The organism is Spirosoma luteolum (assembly GCF_054778875.1).
On record NZ_BAAGZE010000005.1, the window covers coordinates 433,512 to 448,581 of the forward strand.

Genomic DNA, 15,070 nt, shown 5'->3' on the forward strand with positions numbered 1-15,070 from the left:
TGCTGAGCTGGCAAAAGTAGTATGCCAACAGTACACTAACGTCGCAACGCCGGCCTCAGTCTGTTGCCGTTGCTGATCAGGCCAGCGGCTGCGCTTCCCCGTTGATCTCGAACGAATAGGTGATTTGCGCCGAGGGTCGGAACTGCGCCGTTGCCGAGCAGTACTTATCCATCGACAGATCGATGGCCCGCTTCACCTTGTCGGCCTGCAGCGTTCCCGACAGTTTGTAGGTGATATGAATCTGTTTGAAGGGTGCGGGGGTAGCCCCTTTTTCGCGAAAGCCGTCGACGCTCAGGGTGAAATTATCGACGACCTGTTTCTGTTTCTGCAGAATCAGCACCACGTCGATGGCCGAGCAGCCCGCCAGCCCCATCAGCAGCATTTCCATGGGCCGGGCGCCGGCATTGTGCCCGCCGATATCTTCGGCCGCGTCGAGGTGCTGCGTTATACCCGACTGCCCCCGGGCTTCGAAATGAAAGGCATCATCGACCCGTACTAGGTCGACCGTCATTTTGTTCAGGGCCGGAGCGGCCTCAACCGATTGTGAATCAAGCATCCTGTTTTTGCGTTATTAAGCAAGCCTTCGTATTTTCACAGACTCTAAACCGCCCCCTGCTATGTCCGAGAAATTCAGCGGTGATCTTTTCGATCTCAAAAACGACCGCCGGTTGAGCGTTTATCTCTACCGAGCCGGCTTTGGCTGCTGGCTTCTCTACATTGTGTCGGGGGCCCGGTTCATGCAGTCGATGAGCACCTACCGAACAGATTTCGGGGTGTTCTCGTTCTTTCTGATGGTGATGGGCCTCTCGGCATCCATGATCTACGATTACCACCACCATCCCGCCGAGTTCGACCAGAAAAAGAAATGGCTGGCTGTCAGCTACCTGATTCTGGCCGGTCTGATTTATTTTTTTATTCTTCGCTCCGGGCCGGTTGCATTACCGCAGGCCTTCCATACACCACTGTCGTTTTAGGCTCCGGTGGGGGCCACTGGATAGGAAACGCACCAAAAGGTAGGCTTGCTTGCCGAGTCGTTTAGCTTTGCGCCCGTTTAAGCTTTCCTTTTCTGTATGGGCACACCTATACCAGCTGATTACTTTCCACACGACTTTTTTCCTTCCCTGCTCGACGAAAGCCAGATTGGCCTTTGTGTAGCAAGCCCGGTGTACGATAATGCGGGCCTGCTGCTCGACTTCCAGATCGATTATATCAATACAACCGGCGCCGGCATGGTGGGACTTCAGCCTACCGGTATGATTGGCCAGACGGCCCAGCGGCTGCAGATGGCTTTCGACGATACCGAACTGCGCGCCCTCAGCATCGACGTACTGGAAACGGGAACCTCCCGGCTGTTACCCGATTTTTACTGCCCCATCAACAACCAGGATCAATGGTTCAGCATCCGGATTACCCGGCGGCAGAATACGATATTGCTGGTATTCAATGATGTTACCGGTCTTAAAACGACCCAGACCCTTGCCGACCAGCAAACGGATCTGCTGCAGGCCACCCTCGACGCGTCGCTGAGCAGTATTATCCGGATGCGGGCCATCCGTGATGACTCGGGCGAAATCACGGATTTTCTGATGCTGACGGCGAACCGGGCTGTCGAACGGGATTTGTCGCTGTTGCCCGAAGACATTATCGGCCGGCAGTTGCTGGAGCGCTTTCCGGGCAATGTAGAGTCGGGGCTGTTTGCGTTCTACAAACGCGTTACCGAAACCGGCGAAACGGAGCAGACTACCCAGCATTACGTAGATGACCATGGCCTTGACGGCTGGTTTACCGTGGCTGCCGTTCGGAATCGGCCCAACGAACTGGTCATTACTTTTCAGAACGTAACCGAATCGAAGCGCAACGAACAGGCCCTGATTCACCTGAACCAGCAATTGATCGCGTCGAATCAATCGCTCAACGATTTTGCCGTCGTGGCCTCCCACGATCTGCAGGAGCCCCTACGGAAAATAAAGTCGTTTTCGGGCATACTGCTCGACCAATTCACCGGGCAGTTGGGCGACGGGGCCACTTTTCTGAAACGCATCGATCAGGCCGCCGACCGGATGGGAACCCTGATTCGCGACCTGCTGGCGTTTTCGCGCCTGTCGACCGATCAGGCAACCATTGAAAAGATTGATCTGCAGCGTCTTATAACCGACGTGCTGAGCGATCTCGAAATCGTGATTCAGCAGACCGGGGCGCAACTCCGGGTTGGCCAGCTCCCCACGATAGCCGGCCAGCCGCTGCAGCTACGGCAGCTGTTTCAGAACCTGCTCACCAACGCGCTGAAGTTTATGCCCCCCGACCGGCAGCCTGTTGTAACGATCGAGGCTCAGCCCGTTGAGCGACAACAACTGGTGGACCGGTACAATCTCGACCTGACGTCCAGTCACATCAACTCGTTCTGGCTGATTGAGGTATCCGACAACGGCATCGGTATCGATACGGCCTATCAGGCTGTGATCTTCCAGGCTTTTCAGCGGCTCCATACGCGGCAACAGTATCCCGGCAGCGGCATTGGTCTCGCCATCGTCCAGAAAGTAATCGGTAACCACCACGGCTACATCACGGTAGCGAGCAAATCGGGCGAAGGCACTACCTTCCGGGTGTTTCTGCCAGCCTGACCGCGGCCCGGCCTACGCGGCCCGACCTGCGCGACCCGACCTTACTTAAGGATGTTGGTGATCTCGTTGAGCTTTTCCATCTTCTGCACAAAATCGCCCTTCAGCTTCATCCGGATCGCTGTCAGGTTGTCGAGTGTTTCCTGCAGACTGTCGGGCAAGATGTCTTCGAGCACTTCCCGGAACCGTTTGGCAAAAGTGGGCGATTTGCCGTTGGTCGAGATGGCAATTTTCAGGTCGCCCTTCTTCACCACCGAACTCAGATAAAAGTCGCACAGGGCCGGCGTATCGGCCACGTTGACCAGTATCCGCTCTACCTTACAGTCGATCTGCACCTGCCGGTTTACTTCCTTATCGTTGGTACCCACAATAACGAGGTCTTTGCCGGCCAGATACAGCCGGTGGTAGGGTTCCTTTATCAGTTCGAGCCGCGGGTGCAGCCGGGCCAGCCCATACAGCTCTTCCCGAATCTCGGGCGCAATCAGCGTAACGCGGGCATCGGGCGCGTTCCCCAGCAGCGCGGTTGCTTTTTCGAGCCCTACGTAGCCGCCCCCCACAATGAGGGTATGCAGCTGCTCGGCTTTAACGAAAATCGGGAAGAGTGTATTCATAAAAAAAGACTGGTCGGCAGGTGAAGGTCGCAGCCCGCTGACCAGTCAGCAAACTTACAACGATTCACCCACCGACCGGCGGTTTATCGGGTAAGATAAGGCGATTAGAATTTCACCCCAACATTGACACTCAGGATCCGGCGCTTGGTATTGTCGGTTCCTTCGATTACGTCGGCAAAGCCATAGTGGTAAACAAAGCCCACCAGCAGCGGACCCGCATCGAAGCCGAGATTGACCAGGCCGTTAACGGTAGCCGCCCGGAAGTCGCCCTGCTGGAAATTAAACGCGTTGTTGTTGACTCCCAGCGGAGCCGCATACTCGGCGCCAACGGCCAGCCGCACGGCCGACACCCCTTTGTCTGACTGCGCCAGTTTAACCCCGATGTAGGCCGGAACCTGAATGTACTTCTGGTCGACGTTACCAGTAATGTCTTTAGGGGTCGCTCCGTCGCCGATTTTATAGAATTCCGAACTCGATGTCATGTACTCGGCGCCGATCTGGCCGTATACCCGACCGCCACCACGTACGAAGAACCCGAGCTGATAGCCCAGTCGGCCGGTCAGCTTGTTGTTGTCGACATTCTCGCCCTGGAACCGGGTCGAGTTGGCTCCACCGTAAATGCCAAACGTAAAGTGCTTGTAGTTGGCCCGGCGTTGCTGGCGCTCCTCCAGTTCGATACTCCGGCGACCATCATCGTAGCCTTCGTCGTATGCCTTGCTCAGGTCGCGTTCGTCGTATCGTCGGCCATCGTACCGATCGTCGCCCCGCCGGTCTTCGTAGCGATTGTCATAGCGCCGGTTTTCTTCGTCCCGGCGGTTGTAATCGCGTCGGTCATCAAGCCGGTCGTCCATTCGGCGTTCCTCGCGCCGTTCGTCCCGGCGCGACGGGCGCTCGTTCCGGTCGTAGCGATCGTCGTAGTTGGTTTGCTGGGCGTGCGATAGCCCGGCGCTGCACACTCCGGCGAGCAGCAGGCAAAGTTTTGCAGAATTTTTCATAACGTGTTGAGTTGACTGTCGGTCCAAAACCGGCCAGTATCAGTAAAACTGAGCCCGGTGCCTATTGTTCGGCAAAAGAAGGCTTTCCAGCCATTGGTCCTATACGCCAAAAGCCACTCCGTCGGGAGTGGCTTTTGGCAAATGCCTGTGCGGCAGTAGCTGGTTTGCTTAGAATCGGAAGCCAATGTTGGCGGCCAGCATGTTGCGCTTGGTGTCGGCACCCTGATCAACTACGTTCTGCAGACCCAGGTTGTAGTTTACGTCGAGCGTGAGGGGCCCGAGGTTGATACCAACACCCAGCAGACCGTTCAGGATCGTCCGGTTCAGATCGTCTTTACCCAGTTTGAAGTTGTTGTCGCCAACGGCTACCAGAGCCGCCAGTTCAGCACCTGCCTGTACGCGCAGACCCAGTGCACCACCTACCCGCAGACCTACATAGGCCGGGATGGCCAGGAACGTCTGGTCGATCTGACCGCTAACCCGCGAAGGCGTCGTGCCCGAGCCAGCCTGCGTCTGGATCAGGTTCGACGACGACCGGCGGAATTCAGCACCGATCTGGCCGAATACCGTACCGGCCGAACGACCGTACAGACCTACCTGATAGCCCAGCCGGTAAGCGCGGTCAGGAGCCGATTCGTTTTTGAAGCGCGACGCGTTAACCCCGGCATAGATACCAAACTTGCCTTCTTTGCCGTCATTGCGCTTGTTGTCTTTGTAGTCGCGGCCCGTGTTGTAGTCCGACGTGGTCGTTGTGGTGGTGCTGTAGGTGTTGACAGCCGGCGTGGTAGCCGTGTTGTTGTACGTACCCGTCATGTTGTCGTTTACGTTCGTCGGCGTGGTCGTCGAGGTAGCGTTCACGTTCGTAGCATCCGTGGTCGATACAGGAGCCGTCGTGTAAGTCGACGTCGTCGTGGTCGACGAGGTGTTGGTTTCCGTTTGGGCCTGTACCAGACCCGAGGCCAGCAGACAGGCAGCCAGCAGTGTAGCGTTGGTTTTCATTTTCTTTTGAAACGTTGAGTTGCACAAAAAAGGGGTGTAATCGAAATTACACCCCATTAACAGGCCAGTCGAAATGATTGTTTTAGATTATTCTAATTTTCTTGTTTCTGGCCGGTTACCGTATACTCAATAAAGTATGCTCTAGCGAGTAGCTAGTCTAGGCTTTTCTGAAGGCTTTAAAGGCGTTCATCAGCCCATTGGTCGAGCTGTCGTGGCTTGCTACGGGTCCGTCGTCCTGCAGTTCGGGCAGGATTCGGCTGGCCAGTTGTTTGCCCAGTTCAACCCCCCACTGATCGAAGCTGAAAATATCCCAGATAACGCCCTGCGTGAAGATTTTATGTTCGTACATGGCAATCAGGCTACCCAGCGTACGGGGGGTCAGTTTCCGGAACAGGATCGAATTGGTGGGTCGGTTTCCGGAGAATTCTTTGAACGGGGTCAGAAACGCTACCTCATCGTCGGCCATACCCGCTTTGCGTAGTTCGGCCGCAGCCTCGTCGGCCGTTTTGCCGTTCATGAGCGCTTCGGTCTGGGCAAAAAAGTTGGCCATCAGAATGGCGTGATGGTTGCCGATCGGCCGCTGGCTGATGGCTGGCGCCAGGAAATCGCACGGAATCAGTTTGGTGCCCTGGTGAATCAACTGGTAGAACGCGTGCTGCCCGTTGGTACCCGGCTCACCCCACAGAATGGGTCCCGTTTCCCACGATACGGGGTTACCGTTGCGGTCTACCGATTTCCCATTGCTTTCCATATCACCCTGCTGGAAATAAGCCGCGAACCGGTGCATGTACTGGTCGTAGGGAAGAATAGCCTGGGTCTGGGCACCAAAGAAATTGTTGTACCAGATGCCCATCAGCGCCAGAATCACAGGCAGGTTCTGCCCGGCGGGGGTGGTGCGGAAGTGCTCATCCATGGCGTGTCCGCCGGCCAGCAGTTCCTCGAAGTTGTCGAAGCCCACGTAGAGCGCAATCGACAGGCCGATGGCCGACCAGAGCGAGTAACGCCCCCCTACCCAGTCCCAGAAACCAAACATGTTGGCCGGATCGATACCAAATTTCTCGACGGCCGTCTGATTGGTCGACAGGGCCGCGAAATGCTTGGCAATGGCCGACTCATCGCCGGCCGCATCCAGAAACCACTGCCGCGCCGACTGGGCGTTGGTCATGGTTTCCTGGGTAGTGAAGGTTTTGGAAGCAATCAGAAACAGCGTGGTTTCGGGCCGAACGCGCTGCAGTGTTTCGTAGATATGCACCCCGTCGACGTTCGATACGAAGTGAATCCGCAGTTTTTTGTCGTCGCCATACGGTTTGAGCGCTTCGGTGACCATTACCGGACCCAGATCCGACCCACCAATACCGATGTTGACGATATCGGTGATGGTTTCGCCGGTGTAGCCTTTCCACGCGCCCGACCGCACGCGTTCGGTAAACGTTTTCATCCGGGCCAGCACGTCGTTGACGGCCGGCATCACGTCCTGGCCATCGACCAGAATGGGCGTGTTGGCGCGGTTACGCAGGGCAACGTGCAGCACGGCGCGGTCTTCGGTACGGTTGATCCTGTCGCCCGAGAACATGCGATTGATGGCGTCAGCCAGACCAGCCTGATCGGCCAGTTGCAGCAGCAGGTCGAGGGTCTGGCTTGTGATCCGGTTTTTGGAGAAGTCGAGCAGAATATCATCGAACTGCCGCGTAAAGGTGTTGAAGCGGTCCGGGTCTTCGGCAAACAGATCGCGCAGGTGCCGGTCTTTAAGCTGAGCGTAGTGGTCCTGCAGCTCCGTGAAGGCGGGCAGGCCCGTGAAAGGTCGATTGGCAAGCATGAGATGTCTGGGTCGTATGTCCGGCGCGAATATCGGATGATTTAGGCAACTCCAAGGGCTTTTTCCTACTTTTGCGGCCCATCCGGTCGGGGTGCCCCGCCGGTACTGCCGCCGGTAATACAGGTCTTTATGAACCAGAAAGTAGCTTATTCGCTTCTGTTTGCGGGTTTTGGTGCCCTGCTCTTTATTCCGTTTCTGGGTGGTGTGCGCCTGTTCGACTGGGACGAGATCAATTTCGCCGAATGTGCCCGCGAAATGATCGTACTACGCGATTACCTGCGGGTGCATATCGACTTCAAGCCGTTCTACGAAAAGCCGCCCTTCTTTTTCTGGTGTCAGGCACTGATGATGAATCTGTTCGGCGTAGGCGAGTTTGCGGCCCGCCTGCCCAACGCGCTCTGCGGCATAGCTACCCTGATCTACCTCTATAACCTCGGCCATAAACTGCACGGCCATCGGTTCGGCGTGCTGTGGGCGCTGGCTTACCTGGGCTCGGTGACTCCGCACCTTTACTTCCGGTCGGGCATCATCGACCCTTTTTTCAACCTGTTTATTTTTGCCTCGCTCGTCAACCTCATTCTGGCGTCGTGGAAGCGCGACCGGCAGGCCGGCCCCATGATCGTATCGCGGTCGATGGTGTCTTACCTGTTTGTGGGCGGTCTGGTGCTCGGCATCGCCGTGCTTACCAAAGGGCCCGTGGCGCTGCTGGTGGTGGGGCTGGTAGCGGGCATCTACTGGCTGCTGGGTCGTTTCCGGTGGTTTGTCTCCCCCCTGCAAATCGCCGGTTTTGCCGTGTCGGCGCTGCTGCTGCCCCTGGCCTGGTTTGGCCTTGAAACGTGGCTGCATGGCCCCACGTTCGGTGAGGCTTTTCTGGCCTACACCATCCGGCTTTTCAGCACCCCCGATGCCGGACATGGTGGTTTTCCCGGTTATCATTTCGTGGTGCTGCTGGTGGGGTGCTTCCCGGCATCGATCTTCAGCATCCGGGGGCAGGGCAACCTATTTCTCGAACGCAGCTACCAGCGCGATTTCCGGCGCTGGATGCTTATTCTGTTCTGGGTGGTGCTTATCCTGTTCAGCATCGTGCAGTCCAAGATCGTGCATTACTCGTCGCTCTGCTATTTCCCCATCACGTACCTGGCGGCTCTGACGCTGTCGCAGCTCGAAACGGGCCGCATCAGCTTCAACGGCTGGCTGCTGACGGGGCTCATCGTGGTGGGCGGTGTTTTTGTTGCGGCTACCATTGCGCTGCCCCTGCTGGCCCACCGCATGGATGTGGTCAAAGCTTTTGCCGACTCAGACCCCTTCACGCAGGGTAACCTCAACGCCCGCATCAACTGGACCGGCTGGGAGGTGCTGCCCGGCATCTGGCTACTGCTGGTACTGGGGCTGAGTTTATGGTGGTATAGTCACCGCCAGACCCGGCAAGCCACCCTGACACTGTTTGGCGGTACCGCGGTGTTCATCACGCTGACGCTATGGTTTTTCATTGGCCGGATCGAGGGTATTTCGCAGGCAGCCGCTATGCGCTTCTTCGAACGGGCTCAGGGTCAGGATGTGTACGTAAGCACCTGGGGGTACCGCAGCTATGGACCCTACTTCTACAGCCGCGAGACCCCACCCGCCAATCCCAGTTATTACAACCAGGACTGGCTGCTGCGCGGCCCCATCGATAAAGATGCCTGGTTTATCCGGAAAGCTTCCGAAACGCCCACGCTGCTCGATTCGCTGCCCCAGCTTCGGCGAACGGGCGAAGAAAACGGGTTCATTTTTTACAAACGCAGCCGGCGCTGATACCTGGCCTGTAAACAGAAACGCCGGTCCCTGTTGGGAACCGGCGTTTCTGGTGTTCGGTGGGTACGGATTATTGACAGACTAGTTTCTAGCGTCTTTAACCGAATCTTTCACCGCTTCACGGTAGTCTTTGCGAGCCGAATCCAGTTCTTGCTGCTCTTCACGAACTTCCGAGGTGTCGCCATCCCGTTGGGCTTCGATCACATCTTCTTTCTGCTCCTGAACTTCTTCAGCCTTGTTTTCTTTCTTCGAGTCACAGCTCGTCAGGGTCGTGGCACCAATGAAAGCAACGCTCAGGGCCAGAATCAGTTGTTTTTTGTACATGTGTAAGTGATTGTTTTGTATCAATTTGTATAAACGGGGTTGGCGCAATTTTGTTTGAAATTTAATTTCTCAACCACAATAATCAGGGGATACAAAGAGTTGCCAGCTCGCTATCGTCCATCACAAAGGCGTTGAAATCGACCATGCCCCGGATACCGGGCACCCGTCCCGACTGGTTGTGCTGCCAGATGTACAGATTATCGGCAGGGTACATGCGCAAATGCGCAGCCGAATAATCGGCAATCCAGAGCGGATAGGTGTCGAGCTGTCCTTTTATGTAGCGTTTGTAGAGACTGCCATTGGTGTAAATGATGGGGCGGGTATGGTAATACGCTTCGACCGTTTCGAGCCAGGTGCGCAGCCCGGTGATGATCGTTTCGTCCGACTGCCCGTTTACCACTTCAAAATCGACGACAGGCGCAAAATCGCCCGACAGCAGCGCAACATGCCGGATAAAGTTATTCGCCTGTTTAAGCGGGTCGCGGGTGGGGTGGTAAAAATGATAGGCGCCCCGGCGCAGGCCGGCCCGCTGCGCTCCGGCCCAGTTCCGGCTAAACTGCCGGTCGGCCAGGGTTGCCCCTTCGGTAGCTTTGATAAACACAAACTGCAGCCGAACCGCGTTGGTTTCGACCTGCTTCACCCGATCCCAGTCGATGCGGGCATTGTGACGCGATACGTCGATGCCGTGAATACCGTAGCGCATAGGTATGCGAATGGCGAAGGGAGCCACCGTTTGCCAGTTCATGTCAGGTTCACGCCGGCACGATCGAAACACCGTCAAACCGGCCAGTATCACCAGTAAACCGCCCACCAGCCACAACCCGTAGCGATCCAGCAACAACCGCAGCAGTACTCGTATTCTCATAGTCGACCTCAATCGGCATACGCCCGACGGGCAGCCATAGCCGGCAAAACTACGCTTTAAAACGAGTAAAGCCCCGACCGGAGCCGGGGCTTTACAGAACGGACGGACGCAAAACGCCCGATCCGGTCGCTTATTTATTGGGCTGGGGTGTCGTACGCAGGTAGGGTTTTACAAACGTTACCCCTTTCGGAAACTTACCTTCCAGCTGATCGTTGGTTACGGCCGGCGTCACAATCACATCGTCGCCATCCTGCCAGTCGGCGGGAGTTGCCACCTGATAGTCGGCCGTCAGCTGAAGCGAGTCAATTACCCGAATCAGCTCGTTAAAATTCCGCCCGGTCGAAGCCGGATACGTCAGCGTCAGCTTGATTTTTTTGTCGGGCCCAATCACAAAGACCGATCGCACGGTGGCTTTCTCGCTGGCGTTGGGGTGAATCATATCGTACAGGGTAGCCACCGTACGGTCAGCATCGGCAATGATCGGAAAGTTGACTTCGGTGCCTGTTACATCTTTGATGTCGGGCGTCCAGCGGTTGTGCGACTCCAGATCGTCGACCGATACGGCGATCACTTTTACATTACGCTTGCCAAATTCATCTTTCAGCAGCGCCGTACGGCCCAGTTCGGTGGTGCAGACAGGCGTAAAATCGGCCGGGTGCGAAAACAGCATTCCCCACGAGTTGCCCAGCCATTCGTGAAAATGAATGGGACCCTGCGTGGTATCGGCTTCAAAATCGGGAGCAATGTCCCCTAAGCGGAGTGACATACGATTCGGTGTTTAGTGAATATACTCTACGTACTAAATGTAGTAGTCAGGAAAGACAAAACCGGCTGGTTGGCCGGTTCTGCGTTGTAAACGTACGGATCGATTTGAAAAGTTTCAAATCAGTTTTTCTTCGACGGCAATGCGTACCAGTTCGGCGGCATTCCGGACCTGTAGCCGGCGCATCATATTGGCCCGGTGGTTATCGACCGTCCGAACGCTCAGCTGCAGCCGTTCGGCGATTTCGCGGCTGCTCATCCCGTCGACCAGAAACTGCAGAATTTCTTTTTCTTTGTTGGAGAGTCGGCTTGGCTGTACATCCCGGCTTTGCTTGCTCCCCTTCTTGAGTTGCTGCATATAGCCGTTCAGAATAATCGACGCCACGGGCGAGCTATAGTATTTGTCGCCACTGGAAATCATCCGGATGGCTTTTACCATCTCATCCGACGATGAATCCTTCAGGATATAGCCGAACGCGCCGGCCTCGACCGAGCGCAGGATATAATCTTCGTTGTTATGCATCGACAGCATCAGCACCCGCACACTCTTGTGCAGCCGCGTGATCACCTGGGTAGTCTGAATCCCCGACATGCCGGGCAGCGAAATATCCATCAGCACCAGATCGGGCTGCGTTCCGTTGGCCTGATGGGCTTTCAGTTTTTCGAGGGCTTCTTCGCCGTCGCTGGCCTCGTCGATAATTTCAAGTCCTTCGGCCTGTTCCAGCAGCAGCCGGATACCATCGCGGACGATCGAGTGATCGTCGACCAGCATTAGTTTAGTGGATGTCATATGGAGCGAGTTGCATCTTGTAGGGGATACTGACCAGCAGTCGAGTGCCTTTCCCCGGTGTCGATTTTATACTGAGTTTTCCGTTGAGTAATTCTGTTCGCTCTTGCATGTTGTGCAGGCCCTGCGAAGGCGCCCGGCCGTTGCGGGGTGTCAGCTCATCCATTGCTGGCTGCTTTCGCACAAAACCCCGTCCGTTGTCGGTCACAATCAGGTGAATATACGCATCGCGCTCAACCAGCTCCACGCCGATGTGTGTCGCGTGACCGTGCCGCATGGCGTTGCTGATTGCTTCCTGCGTAACCCGATAGAGCATGATCTCCACATCTTTATCAAACCGCAGGGGCTCGTCGGAGTTGTGGATCAAACTCGATTCAAAGGTAACATCGACGCCGGTGCTTCGGTTGCTTTCGGTAAGCATTTTTAAGGCGGGCAATACGCCAAAATCACTCAAAACAGTGGGCATCAGGTCATTGGAAATATTCCTGATTTCCTGAATAGTCTGCATAACCAGGCCTTTCAGGTTGCGTATGTTCCGATCGTAGGGCGTAGCGACCGGACCGGGGGTTGTCTTCTCCTCGCCCCCTGCTGGTACCGCGGTTGCCGCCTGCCGGCGCAAAACGCCCTCCAACCCCTCGAGTTGCAGTTTGATCGCTGTCAGCATCTGCCCCAGCCCATCGTGCAGTTCGCGCGAGAGTCGTTTGCGCTCTTCCTCCTGCCCCGTAATCAGATACGACTTCCGCATACGCTGCTCATCGATTTCACGCTGGTACTGCTGCCGGGTGGCAGCAAACAGCTGTTGCCGGGTTTCCTGAAGCGACAGGTTGGCGTTCATCAGTTCGGTGTTGGCTGCCCGGGTTCGGTTTTTAGCTGCAATCAGTTCGCCGATGGCCTCGCGCAACCGATCGGCCGCCGGCCGTATAATCAGAAAGCTGATGGCCAGCAGGGTTGCAATGGTGAACAGATACAGGTAGAACTCGATCTGTTGCAGGCGCCCCAGCTTCATCCGCAATTCACCGGTGTACTCCCGCACAATGGCGTCGATTTCCTGCAGAAAAGGCTTTTCATTGGCCAGCAGTAGTTTCAAACTGGCCTGCGTCGTAGGCATCAGCACCTCCGAGGGCTGCTCGAGTGTGATAAGCTGGCTTACGCTAACCCGGAAAGCATCAAACTCGGGCTGAATATCCCTATAGAGTTGCTGAACTTTGGGTGCATTGGGGATATACACGTTGTGGTCAATAACACGCCCTTCTTTCACCTGATTCTGGTAGCGCTCGAACTGGTCGAACACTTTGCGCAGTTCGGCCACATTCTGCCGGAACAGGTCCTGTTCGTTGATGTCGGCGATCTGGAGTGCCTGCTTCACGATCATCTGGCTCTGATGGCGCTGCAGGGCCGCGTAGCGGATAATCCAGAGTTCATCCTGCACAGCACTGAGCCGCCACTGGGTCAATACCTGCCCGATGGTGAGCAGTACCGACAGGATAATCAGGAGCGAAACGTATAGCCGGGTAAACCGGAGCGGAACGGCCTGATTCGTTTCTGAGGTGTCGTTGAGTAGATTGGTCACAGGTCGTAAGAACGAGAGCTGAATAGTTAGTAAATGTAGTAAATTTCGTAATTTCACCCGACTTTGACTTCGTTCCTGACGCTATGAAACATCTGCTGATTACGCTGCTGGTTAGTTGTACCGCCCTGTCGTTCCGCCCGGCGGCATCTGGCCCGGCCCCCCTCCGTTCGGCGGTCAATGCCGAGCCTGTGAAGCTGTCGTGGGAAGTGCTGCGCGACGTGACGTTCAAGAAAAAATGGTACGCCGAAGAATCGGTCTATATGCTGTACCCAACCTTCGGCCAGGGTATTCAGAAACTGAATGGCAAAACCGTTGAGCTGACGGGCTACGTGCTGCCGGTTGATCTCGAATCGAATCTCTACGTGCTGTCGGCTTTTCCCTACAGCGCCTGCTTCTTCTGCGGTGGTGCCGGTCCCGAATCGGTCGTGTCGCTTAAATTCAAGAAAACGGGTAAGAAGTTTAAGACCGACGAGCGCCGTACATTCACCGGTACGCTAAAGCTCAACGCCGATAATATCTACGAGTTGAACTACATTTTGGCCGACGCCGAAATGATCGAGAAATAAGTGCCTGTGTTTTGAGCTAAAATCCCCGCCGGGCTGTAAAGTCGGGCGGGGATTTTTTTATACTAAATAGCCGCTACCGGAAACTAAAAAAGATCACCCGACGGGTGATCTTTTCGAAACGTGTGGAGAATATCGGATTCGAACCGATGACCTCTTCCATGCCATGGAAGCGCTCTAGCCAACTGAGCTAATCCCCCGTAAAACAGTGTTTCTACCGTTTTGTGGGTGCAAAGGTGCGCATAAATCAGATATGAAGCAAGTGGTCATCTGTTTTTTTTCTGACGGGGCTATGTCACCGCCGGCTGGATACTTATTTGTTTTTTAACCGGTATTGCGTAGTTTTGATAACAGTCCCAATACCCTATGCATACCGTATACATTATATACAGCCCCTCGACCGACCAGTACCACATTGGCCAGACCAAAGATCTTAAAATCAGTCTGTGGCAGCACAATGCCAAAACCAATCCGGCCACGGCCGGCGGGAAGCCCTGGGAGGTGCGTTTTACCCAGGCCTTTGCCACGCGCAACGAAGCCCTGAGTCTGGAAATGAAATTAAAAAACAGGGACCGGGCTTTTCTCGACGAGCTGATCGAAAGCAAACAGCCGGCTACCATCTGACAGTTATTTCTGACAGCCATAACAGCAAAGCCGCTCCCGGGAGCGGCTTTGCTGTTTATAATCGAATCCGGAAAACTCAGAACGGCCGCAGCGCCTTCACGAACCGCCCTTTGAAGTAATCGGTGTAGAGGTTGTCTTCGCGCACCCCGCGCGACGACGATGCGTGGATAAATCGGATGTTGTTGGCTCCGTTTACCTCCGTAACGATGCCTGTATGCGAAACGTAGCCCGCCTGCCCCTTGTCGGGTACGAAAAAGACGAGGTCGCCGGGGGCAATCTGGTTTACCTCCACCTCCCGCCCGACTTCCGACTGCTGCCACGAAATCCGGGGCATCTTCAGCCCAACCGTGTTGAAAACCGCGTAGACCAGCCCCGAACAATCGATGCCGTCGGTAGTGTTGCCCCCCGTACGGTAGGGGGTACCGGTGTACGTACGTGCAATCTTCACGACCTCGGGTACGTAGCGGTTCTCATACGTCCGCGTATCGACTACCCGACCGGTTGGCCGGGCCGGCACGGCGGGTGGCCGTCTGGGCGAACGCGCAGCAGCCGAACGGCCCCCCGACGGGCGGGCAACCGATGGACGACGGCTTACCGACGGCCCCGATGACCGAAAAAAAGCGCAGGAGTTGAGCAACAACAGCAGGCAAAGCGGCAGCACGACAGCGCGGCCAGCCGATCCGACGGAGCGTAATTGCATACGGAAGCGGTTAAGAGGTCAGGCGCCGGGGCACTGCCAGCG

At 55.9% G+C, this 15,070-nt stretch carries 16 protein-coding genes and 1 tRNA gene; 5 read left to right on the top strand and 12 right to left on the bottom strand.

The window, feature by feature from the left end; all coding sequences use genetic code 11:
* Nucleotides 1-76: 76 nt before the first annotated feature.
* Nucleotides 77-556: an OsmC family protein gene (locus tag ACYVAC_RS09450; RefSeq protein WP_461097384.1), complete on the bottom strand. Its 480-nt coding sequence runs from the start codon at nt 554-556 to the stop codon at nt 77-79.
* 61 nt (nt 557-617) lie between these two features.
* Between ACYVAC_RS09450 and ACYVAC_RS09455 the strand changes: the two genes are divergently transcribed.
* Nucleotides 618-974 (top strand): hypothetical protein, encoded by a 357-nt coding sequence (locus ACYVAC_RS09455; RefSeq protein ID WP_461097385.1) that lies wholly within the window; start codon nt 618-620, stop codon nt 972-974.
* Nucleotides 975-1,070: 96 nt separating this feature from the next.
* Nucleotides 1,071-2,621: a sensor histidine kinase gene (locus ACYVAC_RS09460; protein WP_461097386.1), complete on the top strand. Its 1,551-nt coding sequence runs from the start codon at nt 1,071-1,073 to the stop codon at nt 2,619-2,621.
* A gap of 41 nt (nt 2,622-2,662) precedes the next feature.
* Here ACYVAC_RS09460 and ACYVAC_RS09465 read toward each other — a convergent pair whose 3' ends face one another.
* The 4 genes from ACYVAC_RS09465 to pgi form a co-directional block, all read right to left on the bottom strand.
* Nucleotides 2,663-3,229, bottom strand: a complete 567-nt coding sequence (locus ACYVAC_RS09465; RefSeq protein ID WP_461097387.1) for a precorrin-2 dehydrogenase/sirohydrochlorin ferrochelatase family protein — start codon at nt 3,227-3,229, stop codon at nt 2,663-2,665.
* Nucleotides 3,230-3,333: 104 nt separating this feature from the next.
* A complete protein-coding gene (locus ACYVAC_RS09470) occupies nt 3,334-4,224 on the bottom strand; it encodes a hypothetical protein (RefSeq protein ID WP_461097388.1) in 891 nt (296 codons plus the stop codon).
* A gap of 168 nt (nt 4,225-4,392) precedes the next feature.
* On the bottom strand, nt 4,393-5,223 hold the full coding sequence (locus ACYVAC_RS09475) for an outer membrane beta-barrel protein (protein WP_461097389.1): 831 nt from the start codon (nt 5,221-5,223) through the stop codon (nt 4,393-4,395).
* Between the two features lie 157 nt (nt 5,224-5,380).
* Nucleotides 5,381-7,039 carry a glucose-6-phosphate isomerase gene (gene pgi / locus ACYVAC_RS09480; protein WP_461097390.1) on the bottom strand — a complete coding sequence of 553 codons (1,659 nt, stop codon included), beginning with the start codon at nt 7,037-7,039 and terminating at the stop codon, nt 5,381-5,383.
* Nucleotides 7,040-7,168: 129 nt separating this feature from the next.
* Between pgi and ACYVAC_RS09485 the strand changes: the two genes are divergently transcribed.
* Nucleotides 7,169-8,833 carry an ArnT family glycosyltransferase gene (locus ACYVAC_RS09485; RefSeq protein ID WP_461097391.1) on the top strand — a complete coding sequence of 555 codons (1,665 nt, stop codon included), beginning with the start codon at nt 7,169-7,171 and terminating at the stop codon, nt 8,831-8,833.
* Nucleotides 8,834-8,914: 81 nt separating this feature from the next.
* On the opposite strand, the gene ACYVAC_RS09490 is transcribed toward ACYVAC_RS09485, so the two are convergent.
* The 5 genes from ACYVAC_RS09490 to ACYVAC_RS09510 form a co-directional block, all read right to left on the bottom strand.
* Nucleotides 8,915-9,157, bottom strand: coding sequence for a hypothetical protein (locus tag ACYVAC_RS09490; protein ID WP_461097392.1), 243 nt, complete (start codon nt 9,155-9,157; stop codon nt 8,915-8,917).
* A gap of 82 nt (nt 9,158-9,239) precedes the next feature.
* The gene (locus ACYVAC_RS09495) at nt 9,240-10,022 is read right to left on the bottom strand and encodes a glycoside hydrolase family 25 protein (protein WP_461097393.1); all 783 of its coding nucleotides are present in this window, start codon (nt 10,020-10,022) and stop codon (nt 9,240-9,242) included.
* A 130-nt stretch (nt 10,023-10,152) separates the two neighbouring features.
* Nucleotides 10,153-10,788, bottom strand: a complete 636-nt coding sequence (locus tag ACYVAC_RS09500) for a peroxiredoxin (RefSeq protein WP_461097394.1) — start codon at nt 10,786-10,788, stop codon at nt 10,153-10,155.
* Between the two features lie 114 nt (nt 10,789-10,902).
* The gene (locus ACYVAC_RS09505; RefSeq protein ID WP_461097603.1) at nt 10,903-11,556 is read right to left on the bottom strand and encodes a response regulator transcription factor; all 654 of its coding nucleotides are present in this window, start codon (nt 11,554-11,556) and stop codon (nt 10,903-10,905) included.
* 4 nt (nt 11,557-11,560) lie between these two features.
* Nucleotides 11,561-13,141 carry a sensor histidine kinase gene (locus tag ACYVAC_RS09510; protein ID WP_461097395.1) on the bottom strand — a complete coding sequence of 527 codons (1,581 nt, stop codon included), beginning with the start codon at nt 13,139-13,141 and terminating at the stop codon, nt 11,561-11,563.
* Between the two features lie 83 nt (nt 13,142-13,224).
* Between ACYVAC_RS09510 and ACYVAC_RS09515 the strand changes: the two genes are divergently transcribed.
* Nucleotides 13,225-13,707 (top strand): DUF3299 domain-containing protein, encoded by a 483-nt coding sequence (locus ACYVAC_RS09515; RefSeq protein ID WP_461097396.1) that lies wholly within the window; start codon nt 13,225-13,227, stop codon nt 13,705-13,707.
* Between the two features lie 123 nt (nt 13,708-13,830).
* On the opposite strand, the gene ACYVAC_RS09520 is transcribed toward ACYVAC_RS09515, so the two are convergent.
* A tRNA-Ala gene (locus ACYVAC_RS09520) sits at nt 13,831-13,904 on the bottom strand.
* Between the two features lie 166 nt (nt 13,905-14,070).
* On the opposite strand from ACYVAC_RS09520, the gene ACYVAC_RS09525 reads away from it, so the two are divergent.
* The gene (locus ACYVAC_RS09525) at nt 14,071-14,328 is read left to right on the top strand and encodes a GIY-YIG nuclease family protein (protein ID WP_461097397.1); all 258 of its coding nucleotides are present in this window, start codon (nt 14,071-14,073) and stop codon (nt 14,326-14,328) included.
* 76 nt (nt 14,329-14,404) lie between these two features.
* Here the strand turns inward: ACYVAC_RS09525 and ACYVAC_RS09530 are convergent, their stop codons facing one another.
* Nucleotides 14,405-15,028 (bottom strand): C40 family peptidase, encoded by a 624-nt coding sequence (locus tag ACYVAC_RS09530; RefSeq protein ID WP_461097398.1) that lies wholly within the window; start codon nt 15,026-15,028, stop codon nt 14,405-14,407.
* Between the last annotated feature and the right edge of the window lie 42 nt (nt 15,029-15,070).